The organism is Streptomyces sp. NPDC007095 (genome assembly GCF_040634475.1).
Taxonomy (GTDB): domain Bacteria; phylum Actinomycetota; class Actinomycetes; order Streptomycetales; family Streptomycetaceae; genus Streptomyces.
In genome coordinates this window covers 32,385-44,134 of sequence record NZ_JBEYFS010000038.1, presented here as the reverse complement: position 1 = coordinate 44,134, position 11,750 = coordinate 32,385, and the positions used below count along the sequence as shown (strand labels likewise).

The window sequence follows — 11,750 nt, the reverse complement described above, 5'->3', positions numbered from 1 at the left end:
CACAGAGCGAGAGGTGCACCCCCCCATGTCCCGTAGCCGTCTTGTTTCTTTCGATGCTTCGTCCCCTCGTCTGCTCGCAGCGGCCGCGGTCGTCTCGGCGGCTGTGCTCTTTGCGAGCGGATGCCAGGCCTCGACCCTGGACGAGGGCCCCCTCAAGCAGATGACCGCCGACGCGTCGGTCACCGGCCGCGTCACCTCGATCTCCATCCAGGACGCGCGCCACGGCTCTGTCCGCGTGCACCCCGGCAACGACCACACAGTGGCGATTCACCGGACCGTCCACTACCACGACAGCGCGAAACCGCGCCCGGGCCAGTCGCTGTCCGACGGGTCGCTGACCTTCAGCAAGGGATGCGACGACTGCTACATCGACTACGACCTGACCGTGCCCGCGACAGCGAAGGTCAACGTGAGCAACAGCAGCGGCGCGGTCGACATCACCGGGGTCGCCGCCGTCAAGGTGAGCACCGATTCCGGCGCGGTCACCCTCGATCGCATCGCCGGCGCGGTGGACGTCGACAGCTCGTCCGGGGCGGTGCACGGCGCGGGCCTGGGCGCGGGCGCGGCGACCGCGCACTCCACCTCGGGCCGCATCGATCTCGCGTTCGCACAGCGGCCCAACTCGGTCACCACGCACAGCAGTTCCGGCGCGGTGGAGCTGACCGTTCCCGGCGGACCGTACGCCGTGACGGCACACACGTCATCAGGGAGCCGATCGGTAAGCGTGCCCACGGGATCCGGGCCGGCCATCTCGATCACCACCTCGTCGGGCGACGTGGTCGTGAAGTCGGCCTGAGCCGGACGGCGGGGACGCCGAGGCCTTCCGGTACCCGGCCTCCCCGCCGATAGCTCCGATATAGACGGTCCTGTGACGCTGGGGCGATGATCAGAGAGACTGGCACGGCGCCGACCGCAGACGAGATCCGCCGGTGGCTGACCGAGCGAATCGCCTTCTACATAGACCTCCCGATCGAGCGGATCGATCCGGACCGGAAACTCACCGAGCTCGGGCTCGACTCGATCTACGTGCTGACCATGTGCGGCGATATCGAGGACCGGCTCGGCGTCGTGGTTGACGCGGCCATGATCTGGGACCATCCGACGGTCGGATCTTTGGCCGTGCGGCTGGCCGAGGACGTCGCGGAACAGCGATGACACGGCTGCTTTCGGTCGGGCAGGAAGCGTTGTGGCTGATTCATCGCATGGCGCCGGACAGCCCGGCGTACAACGTGGTGGTGGCCGCGCGTATCGTCGGCGAGCTCGACCCGGACGTGCTGCGGGCCGCGCTTCGGGCCACCGCGCAACGACACGACATGATGCGTTCCGCATTCGTCGAAACCGACGGCGGGGTGCGCCGTGTGGTGCACGACGCCGACTCGGTCTGCCTGGAGGTGCACGAGACGCCGGCGGACATCGGTGAGGAACAACTCCATGAGTTGGTCTACCGAAGTACAGCGAATCCGCTGCGGCTCGCCGAGTCCGCGTACCGGGTGACGTTCTTCCGGCGCACCCCCGTCGATGGTGTGCTGGCCTTGACCGCGCATCACGTCGCCACCGACGCGAGTTCCCAGGGAATCGTCATGCGCGATCTGATCGACGCCTGCGCGCAGGGCGGCGATCCGGCCTGGGAGCCGTTGGCCGCCACCTGGGACGACCATGTCGCCGCGGAACGGGCGCTGTTGCGAGGTCCGGGCTTCGCGGAGCACGAACAGTACTGGCGGGAGATCTGCGCCGGCGCTCCGGCCGTTCTCGAACTGCCCACGGATCGCCCTCGCCCGGCGCGTTCGCGCATGCGGGGTGCCACCGTGGAAGTCAGGCTCGCCGACGAGCTCACCGAACGGCTGCGCGCGAGCGCGTTCGGGCGCGGCTTCACGCCGTTCGTGTTCCTCACCGGGGTGTTCCAAGCGGTTGTGCATCGGCACAGCGGTCAGAACGACTTCCTGACGGGCTGGCCGACCACCACGCGGCTGACGCGCGACATGCGTGAGGTGGCGGGCTCCTTCGCCAACTCCCTGGTGCTGCGGGCGGTTCTCGACCGCGACACGACCTTTGACGATCTGTTCCGTGCGGTGGACACCCAGGTGAAGCAGGGCCTCGCCCATGTCGGCTACCCGTTCGCGCTGCTGCCGAAGGCACTGGGGCTGCCGCACGACCCCTCCCGGCCGCCGCTTACGCAGGTTGCGGTCACCATGGTGACGGCCAATCGGCTCCGCCCCCTCTCCGATGTGCTGGCGGCGGGGGAGCAGGGCGGACGGGAGTACACGGCGGGGCCGCTGCGGGTGCGGGCGTTCGACGTCCCACAGCAGGAGGGCCAGTGCGACGTCATGCTGGAGATCGTGCAGAGCAGCACCTCGATCCGGGCCTTCTTCAAGTACGACGCCGAATTGTTCGACCGCGCGTGGATGGAGCGGTTCGCCGGCCGGTTCATCCGGTTCGTGGAGGCCGCAACCGAGGATCCGGACCAGCAGGTCGGCCGGGTGTCGATTCTCAGCGAGCGGGAACGCCAGGCGCTGCTGGCGATCGGCGTCGGGTGAAGGAGACGATCACATGACGACACCGAGAATCTCCGCCGAACGCCTCCTCGATGACATCGCCGGCTTCGCGAAGTTCGGCGAACGCCCGGACGGGGGCGTCGACCGGATCGCGGGGTCCGCAGCGGACCTGCAAGGGCGGGCCTGGCTCCTTCGGCGCATCCGCGAAGCGGGTCTGACGGGTTCCACGGACGAGATCGGCAATGTCTTCGCCGCCGTGCCCGATGGCGAGGACCGTTATCTGCTGGCCGGATCCCATACCGACACGGTTCCGGGAGGAGGACGACTCGACGGCGCCTATGGCGTGATCGCCGCGCTCGAGACGTTGCGCACGCTGCACGAGAACCACCATCCGGCGGCGCGCAGCCTCCGGGTGGCGGGGTTCTTCGACGAGGAGGGCGCGCGGCCGGACTCACCCGGCGGGCTGATCGGCTCGACGGCGTTCGCCCGATCGGCGGCCATTGCCGATGTCGAGGCGTTCATCGAGCTGCACATCGAGCAGGGGCCGCGGATGGAGGACGCCGAGTTGGATCTGGCGGTGGTCGAGGGCATCGTCGGCATCGACCGCTACGCGGTCACGATGACCGGGTCGGCCAACCACGCGGGCACTACGCCGATGGGGCAGCGGGCCGACGCCGGGATGGCGGCGACCTGCCTCGCGACGCGAGTGCGTCAGATCGCGTCGGCGACCGATCCGGCGATGGTGGTCACCGTCGGATTCATCGAGTTCGTCCCCGGCGCTCCCAACGTCATTCCTGGTGAGGCCAGGCTGGTGGTCGAGTGGCGGTCCGGCTCCGAGCGCGCATTGGGTGAAGTGGCGGTCGCCCTTCGGGCCGCGGCAGACGAGGCGGCCGTGGCGGAGGGGTGCACGTGCGACGTCGTCCGCATTTCGGCGAAGCCGGTGACGATCTTCGACGCGCGGCTGTGCGAGGTTCTCGAGCGAGGCTGCGGCCGTGCGGGCGGGACGAGGTCGCGGCTGTTCAGCTATGCGGGACATGACGCCAGCGTGCTGGCCGGCCGGGTGCCGACGGCGATGATCTTCGTTCCCAGCACTGCGGGGCTGAGCCACAATCCGAAGGAGGACACACCGGAGCCGCAACTGGTACGCGGCGCACAGGCGTTGCTCGAGTCGGTCGTCGCACATGTGCCGGGCACCGGCCAAGGGTTGTGATCGGGGTGAGGAAATGACGCAGAGCGCAGCGCAGCGCCTGCTGAAGAAGTGGTTTCCCTACGGCGACGGCCCGGGTTCGGGACCGCGACTGTACGCCCTGCCGCATGCGGGCGGCGCAGCGTCGGCCTACCGGGAGTGGATCGCCGAGCTGGCTCCCGTGAGCCGCGTGGTCCCCGTGCAACTGCCCGGTCGCGAGGGGCGATACGGCGAACCCATGGCCGACTCGGTGCAGGCGGTCGCGGCCGAGGCGGCAAAGGCGCTGATCGAGCATGCACCGGACGGTCCGTTCGCGGTGTTCGGCCACAGCATGGGTGCCGTGATCGCGTTCGAACTTGCCTGTGCGCTGGCCGAGGAGGGCCGCGCGCCGGCCTCGCTCGTGGTGTCCGGACATCCGGCGCCGCATATCCGCCGGGAGGGTCCCGCGGTGCATCTGATGTCCGACGATCAACTGTGCGACCACCTGGCGTCGCTGGGCGGAACCAGGGCCGAGATCCTGACCGACCCGGCCCTGTTGGAACTGCTGGCCCCGACGATCCGAGCCGATTACCGGCTGTGCGACAGCTACGTCTGCGAGCGGCGCACCCCGCTGGAAATACCGGTGTCCGCCATCGGCGGCCTCGACGACCCGCGCGTCGGCGCCGAGGATCTGCTGGCCTGGGCGCACACGACGGTCGGGCCGTTTCGTGTACGGCGCTTCCCCGGCGCTCATTTCTATCTCAGCGAGCGGCGTGACGAGGTGCTCGGGTTTCTGCTGGATGAAGTCAGGGCGACCCGAAGCGAACCCTGATGCGAGCAGCCGCCGCAACAGTCGAGGTCAGGGGCCGATCGGCATTCCGTAGAACTGCCGGGCAGCGGTCGTTTTCGCCCAGGTGCACAACCGCGTTCACGCGAGGAGACCGAGCGGACCTTGTTCACAGCGGGCTCGGGCCGGCAGTCAAAATGTCGGTCAAACGCTTCAGGGACGTGAATGCACTTCGTACATATGATCCATCGCTTCAAGTAGCATCGCCGAGGAGACAGTGCAGATGTTACGGGGAGGATTCATGGCGGTTTCCGATGAGTTAAAACCCACTCGATCCACTGGACCAGGCGCCTCGGACCCCGCTAGAGGACGATTGTTGGCACGCGCGCGCCGAGTGGAGAAGGATCTGCGCGACCTGCTGGGGGAGTTGGGTGACGCGCTGGGTCGCGGCGGCACACCGTCACTGCCGGAGTACGAACTGACGGCGCAGGCGGAGCGCAGTGCCAGGTCCACGTGTTTGATCTCCGGCATGAAGAAGATCAACGATACCATCCGCTTCACTCTCGAATCCTCGCGCGAGGAGGTGCTGCTCGCCCAGCCCGGCGGCGCCCGATCCAAGTCGACTCTGGCCACGGCGCTTCCCACGCACCTGGACTGCCTCGAGCGCGGCGTGATCACCCGCACCTTGTACCAGCATCCCGCGCGCTACGACCAGCCCACGAAGGACTACGTGCGTGCGACGACCGAGCACGGTGCCCAGGTACGCACCCTCGACGAGTTCTTCGACCGGCTCATCGTCGTCGACCACCATGTGGTGATCGTGCCCACCAACTCCAAGCGCACCGAGGCGGCGATGTTCACCGACCCCGCGGTGGCGCGGTTCGCCGGGGACCTGTTCGAACGCTTCTGGACTCGGGCGATCGTCTTCGAGTCCGCCGCGCTGGCCGAGACGGCGAACTTGGTCGGCACCGAGGTCCAGGAGGCGGTCAAGCGCCTGGTCATCGAGGGCAAGACCGACGAGCAGATCGGTCGGCGCGTCGGACTGAAACCGCGGGCGGTCCAGAACCACTTGCGGCGGATCAAGAACGAACTGGGCGCCAGTTCCCGGTCGGAGCTGTGCTTCCTGCTGGGTCAGCAGAGCGTGCTTGAGGACCTCGCCCTGGAGGAGACGCCGGGCGCGTGAGCTTCGGCGCCTTGTCCACGTAGGAAGTATCGATCAAATATTGCCCGTTCCTCCACGCTGGGCGCCCTGTTCGCGATGGAACGGAGCATCATCATGGGCCGTACAGGGAACGCCGGTGACATCACCCTGGCCACGTCCGAGCGTGCCGCGGTGGCCGCGGTCGGCGCGGATTTGGTCGGAGAGGAACTGCCGAGAATAGACGAGGACGCCTGGGTCGCGCGCGCTCGAGAGCTCTCCGCGCGCCTGCCGGTTCGGCTGCGCGAAGCGGTGCGCCACTACCGGCACGATCCCGGCGTCGACGGTCTGCTGGTCGTCCGCAATCTGCCGGTCGACGAGTCGACTCTGCCGCCCACCCCGATGACGGCAGAGTCGGTGGTGCGGACCCCGACCGCGCCCGCGGCGACCATCGCGCTGCTGGCGTCGTGCCTGGGCGAGCTCGCCGCGTACCGGGCGGAGAAGGGCGGCGCGCTGGTGCAGAACGTCGTGCCGGTGCCCGGCCGGGAGGGCAGTCAGAGCAATGCCGGCTCGGTTTCTCTGGAGATGCACGTGGAGAACGCCTTCCATCCGCATCGTCCCGATTACGTCGGGCTGTTGTGCCTCCGCAACGACCACGACGGCGAAGCCGGCACGCTGGTCTCCTCGATTCGAAGAGCCCTGACCCTCCTTCCCCAGACGGCCCGGCAGGCGCTGCACGGTCCGCGTTTCGTGACGGAGCCGCCGCCGTCGTTCCAGTCCCGCGACGCCGGTGAGGCGCACGCGGTGCTCGCGGGAGCACCGGACGATCCCGATGTGCGAGTGGACTTCAACGCCACCGTCGCCCTGGACGACGAGGCGAAGCGAGCGCTGGAGCTCCTGCGCGATGCCTTCGTAGGCGTTTCCAGGCAGCTGACGCTGGCCGCGGGCGAGCTCGCGTTCGTGGACAACAGGATCTCGATCCACGGTCGTACCGCCTTCACTCCACGCTACGACGGCCGCGATCGCTGGCTGCATCGCACGTTCGTCCATCTCGACGCACGCCGCACCCGGGGACACCGGCCAGGCGGATCAGCGGTGCTGGCATGAGCGGTGCGGCGATGGTAGGCCTCGGGGTGTTCCGTCCGCGGCGCGTGGTCGACAACGACGAGATCTGCCGGGTGCTGGACTCCACCCCGGAATGGATCGTCCGCCGCACCGGAATCAGCACGCGCCGTTTCGCGCAGGCTGACGAGACCCTGGTGGAGATGGCCGCGGCGGCGGGGGAGAAGGCGCTGGCCGACGCCGGCGCGAGTCCCGCGGAGGTGGATCGGGTCTTCATCGCGACCATGTCGCATGTGAGCGAAGATCCAAAGGACCTGCCGTCGGTGGTAGCGGCGCGGATGGGCGTGCGCGCGCCTGGTGTCCAAGTGAGTGCCGCCTGCTCCGGTTTTGTTGTGGCGCTGCGCCTGGCCGCCGACGCGGTCACCACGGGCGGCGCCAGAACCGCCCTGGTGATCGGCGTCGAGCGGATGTCGGACCTGCTCGATACGACCGACCGGAGCACGGCCTTCATTTTCTCCGACGGCGCGGGCGCTGTGCTCGTCGCCGCGAGCGGTCATCCGCAGATCGGTCCCGCGGTGATGGGCGGGCAGCCGAGCCTGGCCGAGGCGATCACCGTCCGCCGCCGCCCCGAGCTGCCGGATCGAGGGCCCGTCATCCGTATGCAGGGTGCGACCGTGTTCCGCTGGGCGATGACCGAACTGCCCGGCGTGGTGGGGCGAATCCTTCAGGGCGCCGACCTGGCGCCGGGCGACGTCGATGTCTTCATTCCGCATCAGGCCAACATCAGGATCATCGACGCCGTGGCACAGCGCGCGGGCTTCGGCGGCGCTGTCGTCGCCCGCGACATCGTCGATCAGGCGAACACTTCGGCGGCGTCGATTCCGCTGGCAATGGAACGGATGCGCTCGTCGGGACAGGTCAAGCGAGGCGACCTCGCACTGTTGCTCGGCTTCGGCGCGGGTCTGAGCTACGCCGGCCTACTCGCCACGCTGCCCTAGGCCCTGTCGTCAAATTCCCGTCTGCCCTGCGACGCCATGCACGCACTCTCACCGCGCCAGGCACAGATCCAAGTACGTCCAGTACGAGGGCCTGTGCCCGGCACGCCGAGAGCACGCACCTGACGCCGCAGGGCCCGCCCTCCGGGCGGACGACGGGAATTTGACGACAGGCCCTAGGACCCACGCCGGGGCGGCAGGTATAGGGGTGCTATAGGGCCGGCGCGAATGATCGAGCTGTGGCAGAACATGGACTCCCCGGCATCCTCTCCACCGTCGGCAGCACCCCACTGATCGAACTGGAGCGGTTACGTCCGGGATTCGACGGGCGGCTCTTCGCCAAGATGGAGCGGTTCAATCCGGGCGGCAGCATCAAGGACCGCCCCGCTGTCAGCATGCTGATGGACGAGATCCGCTCCGGCCGGCTGATGCCGGGGCGTTCGGTCGTCGTCGAATCCAGCTCGGGCAATCTCGCGGTCGGCCTGGCCCAGGTCTGCCGTTACCACGACATCCGCTTCATCTGCGTCGTGGACGCCAAGACCACAGAGCAGAACCTGGCGATCCTGCGGGCCTTGCACGCCGAGGTCGAGGTGGTGACCGAGCCGGACGCCGACGGCGAGTACCTGTCGGTGCGGCTGCGCCGGGTCAAGGAACTGGTGCAGTCGATTCCGCATGCGTACTGGACGAACCAGTACGCCAATGAGATGAACCCGCGGGCCCACATCGGGACGATGCGGGAGATCGTCGAGGCGCTGGACGGTCGCGTGGACTATCTCTTCTCCGCCACCAGCACCACCGGAACCCTGCTGGGCTGCAGCAGGTACGTGCGCGAGCACGGGCTGGACACGAAGGTGATCGCGGTCGACGCCGTGGGCAGCGTGCTGTTCCAGACGGACCCCGAGTCCGGCCCGCCGCCCCGGCGGCTGATCCCGGGCCATGGCGCGTCGGTCCGCTCCGCGTTGTTCGAGCCGGGCGCCGCTGACGAGGTCGTGCATGTCACGGATCTGGACTGCGTGGTCGGCTGTCGCCGGTTGAGCCTGCGCGAGGCGCTCCTCGTCGGCGGCTCGTCCGGGGCGACTGTGGCCGCGTTCGAACGGTTGCGGCCGCGGATCCCGCCGGGATCGGTGTGCGTGCTGATCTTCCCTGACGGAGGCGACCGCTATCTGCACACCGTCTACTCGGACGGTTGGGTGCAGGAGCATTTCGGCGAAGTCTCGCACCTGTGGAAGACCCCTGATTCGGTCGCCGCGATGCAGCGGCAGAAAGGGTAAGAATGCTCATCATTCGACAGCGCGAGGTGCGCGAGATCCTCGACGGTCGCGAGCACGATCTGATCGACCTCGTCGGTGAGGCGTACGCGGCGCATGCACGGGGCGCATCGGTGCTGCCGCATTCGGTCTTTCTGCGGTTCCCCGACGACGCGCGGAAACGCATCATCGGGCTGCCCGGCTATCTGGGCGGCGCGCACGAGAGCGCGGGGGTCAAGTGGATTGCCTCCTTCCCCGGCAACCTCGACGTGGGGTTGGAACGGGCCAGCGCGGTGATGGTGCTCAACTCGCCGCGTACCGGTCGAGCGCAGGCGCTGCTCGAAGCGTCGCTGATCTCGGCCAAGCGCACCGCCGCGAGTGCCGCGCTGGGCGCCGCGATGCTGGTTCCCGCGCCGGAGCGAGTGCGCGGAGTCGGCCTGATCGGAGCCGGCGTGATCAACGCAGAGATTCTCGCCTTCCTCGCCGCCAAGCTGCCCGCCTTGGCCGAGGTGACCGTGTTCGACCAGGACGTCGAGCGGGCGCGGTCGTTCATGGAGAAGGCCGCCAAGCGCCTGCCGGAACTGCGGTACACGATCGCCGCGACGATCCACGAGGCTCTCGGCGCCCACGAACTGGTCTCGTTGGCCACCACGGCGGCTACCCCGCACACCGGACTTGAGGCGTGCCGACCGGGCGCGACGGTGCTGCACATCTCTCTGCGCGACATCCATCCCGACGCGATTCGCGGTGCGCACAACCTCGTCGACGACGCCGACCACGTACTGCGCGAGAGGACCTCGCTGGATCTGGCCCGGCAGGAGGCGGGGAACCAAGACTTCGTCGACGCCCAGATCGGTGACCTGCTGACCGGACGTACGGAGTTGCGGCGTGATCCCGGCCGCGTCGCGGTCTACTCGCCGTTCGGACTCGGGGTGCTCGATCTCGCCGTGGCCCGACTCGTCTTCGAGGGTGCGCGGGAACGCGGATCGGGAGTAGCCGTGACCGACTTCCTCGACGGGACCGACTCGTGAGTGATGCGTCGGTGCAGGCCCCTCGTTTCCGGGGCATCGCCGTCTTCTGCGGCTCCAGAGCGGGGACGAGGCCCCGGTACATGGACGTCGCGGCCGAGTTCGGAGCGGCGCTCGTCGGCCGAGGCGTCGGGCTCGTGTACGGAGCCGGCGGCGTCGGGGTGATGGGCGCACTGGCCAAGGGAGCCGTCGACGCGGGCGCTCGGGTGACCGGAGTGATCCCGCACGAGCTGTTCGAGCGGGAGCATCCCGACCGGGTCGGCGCGGAGCTCTTCGTCGTCCGCTCCATGCACCAGCGCAAGGCCCTGATGTACCGGCTGGCGTCGGCGTTCGCGGTGTTGCCCGGCGGGTTCGGCACCTTGGACGAGCTGATGGAGGTGGCCACCTGGAATCAGCTGAGCCTCCATGAGAAACCCGTGGTGCTGCTCAACATCGACGGCTTTTTCGATCCGCTGATCGCGCTGCTCGACCACCTGCACGCGGAGGGGTTCATCACCGCGTCCGAGCGGGCGCTCGTGCAAGTCGCCCACGACTGCGAGCAGGCCCTCGACCTGCTCGGCCAGGCCCGCAGGGTCCCCGTTGCGACAGGTTTGGAAGGCCATACATGAGACACCTGATATCGCTCGACGATCTCGGAGACGCCGATCTGGAGGCGATCGCTGCCCGCGGCGTCCAGTTCCGCCATGACCCCACCGCGGCGGGCAAACCGCTGGACGGTCAGATCGTCGGCACCTACTTCCGTAAGACGTCGACGCGAACCCGCACCGCCTTCTCGGCGGCGGCGCTGCGGCTGGGCGCCCAGGTGCTCGCCTACGGGCCCGGGGATCTGCAGCTGAACACCGGTGAGACGATCGCCGACACCGGGCGAGTGTTCTCCGGCATGCTCGACCTGCTGGTGGCTCGCACCGCCGGCGACCCGCGGGAGCTGCGCGAGTTCGCGGCGCCCGGGGGCATGTCGGTGGTGAACGCGATGACAGCCGATGAACACCCCACGCAGGCGTTGGCGGATCTGACGACGCTGCTCGACCGGTTCTCGAGCATCGAGGATCTGCGCGTGCTCTACGTCGGCGAGGGCAACAACAGCGCGGTCGCGTTGGCCCTCGCGCTCAGCAGGTTCTCCGGCGTCCGCTTCGAGCTGCGCACGCCGCCCGGATACGGCCTCCCTGAGGGCGTTCTCGCCAGGGCCGAGCGGCAGGCCGAGAAGCGCGGCGCGTCGGTGCTGGAGCGGAGCGAGCCGCCGGCCGCCGGCGCGGCCGGGCAGTTCGACGTGGTGTACACGACGCGCTGGCAGACCACCGGCACATCCAAGCCGGATGCGCGCTGGGGCGAGGTCTTCGCTCCGTTCCAGGTTGACGAGCGACTGTGGGACGGCGGTGCGGAGGCGGTGTTCATGCATGATCTGCCGGCCCATCGCGGCGAGGAAGTCAGCGCGCAAGTGCTCGACGGAGAACGGTCGATCGCCTTCGAGCAGGCCGAGAACAAGATGCACAGCGCGATGGCGGTCCTCGAGTGGGTCCGTTCCGAACGGCCGTGAGATCAGCACGGTCGCGGCGAGGCGGAGGCCGCGGGAACTCCGCACGGTTCAGGACGTGGCCTCGCCGGATCGAGAAGGCCGTGATCAGCGCCTGAAGTCGTGCGGCAGGCGGGCCCATCAGCCGAGGGCCCGTTCGTCTACAAGGAGGAATGAAGCCGTGGAAAACAACACCATGCGCGACCAGCAGGACGTTGCCGAGAGCTACGAGCCGCCGGCGTTGGTGGCCGTCGGGGAGTTCTCCGAGGACACGCTCGGGTTCGGCAGCGACCACACCGACGTGCTGGGTAAGCAGGGCTGGTAAG

13 protein-coding genes are annotated in these 11,750 nt (G+C 68.7%); all 13 read left to right on the top strand.

What is annotated here, in order from left to right; all coding sequences use genetic code 11:
* Positions 1–25: 25 nt before the first annotated feature.
* The 13 genes from ABZ656_RS15670 to ABZ656_RS15610 all read left to right on the top strand — a co-directional run bounded on the left by ABZ656_RS15670 (position 26) and on the right by ABZ656_RS15610 (position 11,749).
* Positions 26–796 carry a DUF4097 family beta strand repeat-containing protein gene (locus ABZ656_RS15670; protein ID WP_360268298.1) on the top strand — a complete coding sequence of 257 codons (771 nt, stop codon included), beginning with the start codon at positions 26–28 and terminating at the stop codon, positions 794–796.
* An 86-nt stretch (positions 797–882) separates the two neighbouring features.
* Complete coding sequence (locus tag ABZ656_RS15665) at positions 883–1,155, top strand: acyl carrier protein (RefSeq protein ID WP_360268295.1); 273 nt, start codon at positions 883–885, stop codon at positions 1,153–1,155.
* Positions 1,152–2,534, top strand: coding sequence for a condensation domain-containing protein (locus tag ABZ656_RS15660; protein ID WP_101400777.1), 1,383 nt, complete (start codon positions 1,152–1,154; stop codon positions 2,532–2,534). The genes ABZ656_RS15665 and ABZ656_RS15660 overlap by 4 nt, the downstream gene beginning before the upstream one ends.
* Positions 2,535–2,547: 13 nt before the next feature.
* Complete coding sequence (locus tag ABZ656_RS15655) at positions 2,548–3,702, top strand: M20/M25/M40 family metallo-hydrolase (protein WP_101400778.1); 1,155 nt, start codon at positions 2,548–2,550, stop codon at positions 3,700–3,702.
* A 13-nt stretch (positions 3,703–3,715) separates the two neighbouring features.
* The gene (locus ABZ656_RS15650) at positions 3,716–4,489 is read left to right on the top strand and encodes an alpha/beta fold hydrolase (RefSeq protein WP_360268290.1); all 774 of its coding nucleotides are present in this window, start codon (positions 3,716–3,718) and stop codon (positions 4,487–4,489) included.
* Between the two features lie 331 nt (positions 4,490–4,820).
* Positions 4,821–5,627: a helix-turn-helix transcriptional regulator gene (locus ABZ656_RS15645; protein WP_180362073.1), complete on the top strand. Its 807-nt coding sequence runs from the start codon at positions 4,821–4,823 to the stop codon at positions 5,625–5,627.
* Between the two features lie 150 nt (positions 5,628–5,777).
* On the top strand, positions 5,778–6,689 hold the full coding sequence (locus ABZ656_RS15640) for a TauD/TfdA family dioxygenase (RefSeq protein WP_360268287.1): 912 nt from the start codon (positions 5,778–5,780) through the stop codon (positions 6,687–6,689).
* Positions 6,686–7,642, top strand: coding sequence for a beta-ketoacyl-ACP synthase 3 (locus tag ABZ656_RS15635; RefSeq protein ID WP_360268284.1), 957 nt, complete (start codon positions 6,686–6,688; stop codon positions 7,640–7,642). Before ABZ656_RS15640 ends, ABZ656_RS15635 begins: the two co-directional genes overlap by 4 nt.
* Positions 7,643–7,878: 236 nt before the next feature.
* On the top strand, positions 7,879–8,910 hold the full coding sequence (gene sbnA / locus ABZ656_RS15630; RefSeq protein ID WP_101400782.1) for a 2,3-diaminopropionate biosynthesis protein SbnA: 1,032 nt from the start codon (positions 7,879–7,881) through the stop codon (positions 8,908–8,910).
* 2 nt (positions 8,911–8,912) lie between these two features.
* Positions 8,913–9,917, top strand: coding sequence for a 2,3-diaminopropionate biosynthesis protein SbnB (sbnB, locus tag ABZ656_RS15625; protein ID WP_360268281.1), 1,005 nt, complete (start codon positions 8,913–8,915; stop codon positions 9,915–9,917).
* Positions 9,914–10,522: a TIGR00730 family Rossman fold protein gene (locus ABZ656_RS15620; RefSeq protein ID WP_360268278.1), complete on the top strand. Its 609-nt coding sequence runs from the start codon at positions 9,914–9,916 to the stop codon at positions 10,520–10,522. The genes sbnB and ABZ656_RS15620 overlap by 4 nt, the downstream gene beginning before the upstream one ends.
* The gene (locus ABZ656_RS15615; RefSeq protein WP_180362074.1) at positions 10,519–11,448 is read left to right on the top strand and encodes an ornithine carbamoyltransferase; all 930 of its coding nucleotides are present in this window, start codon (positions 10,519–10,521) and stop codon (positions 11,446–11,448) included. Before ABZ656_RS15620 ends, ABZ656_RS15615 begins: the two co-directional genes overlap by 4 nt.
* Before the next feature lie 172 nt (positions 11,449–11,620).
* On the top strand, positions 11,621–11,749 hold the full coding sequence (locus tag ABZ656_RS15610) for a lasso RiPP family leader peptide-containing protein (RefSeq protein ID WP_129592249.1): 129 nt from the start codon (positions 11,621–11,623) through the stop codon (positions 11,747–11,749).
* Position 11,750 lies beyond the last annotated feature (1 nt).

Bases quoted from the DNA above. Each gene is read 5' to 3' on its own strand.
- ABZ656_RS15660 (WP_101400777.1), top strand. From the start codon at position 1,152: ATGACACGGCTGCTTTCGGTCGGGCAGGAAGCGTTGTGGCTGATTCAT.
- ABZ656_RS15670 (WP_360268298.1), top strand. From the start codon at position 26: ATGTCCCGTAGCCGTCTTGTTTCTTTCGATGCTTCGTCCCCTCGTCTG.
- ABZ656_RS15610 (WP_129592249.1), top strand. From the start codon at position 11,621: ATGCGCGACCAGCAGGACGTTGCCGAGAGCTACGAGCCGCCGGCGTTG.
- ABZ656_RS15665 (WP_360268295.1), top strand. From the start codon at position 883: ATGATCAGAGAGACTGGCACGGCGCCGACCGCAGACGAGATCCGCCGG.
- ABZ656_RS15635 (WP_360268284.1), top strand. From the start codon at position 6,686: ATGAGCGGTGCGGCGATGGTAGGCCTCGGGGTGTTCCGTCCGCGGCGC.
- ABZ656_RS15650 (WP_360268290.1), top strand. From the start codon at position 3,716: ATGACGCAGAGCGCAGCGCAGCGCCTGCTGAAGAAGTGGTTTCCCTAC.
- ABZ656_RS15655 (WP_101400778.1), top strand. From the start codon at position 2,548: ATGACGACACCGAGAATCTCCGCCGAACGCCTCCTCGATGACATCGCC.
- sbnB (WP_360268281.1), top strand. From the start codon at position 8,913: ATGCTCATCATTCGACAGCGCGAGGTGCGCGAGATCCTCGACGGTCGC.
- ABZ656_RS15615 (WP_180362074.1), top strand. From the start codon at position 10,519: ATGAGACACCTGATATCGCTCGACGATCTCGGAGACGCCGATCTGGAG.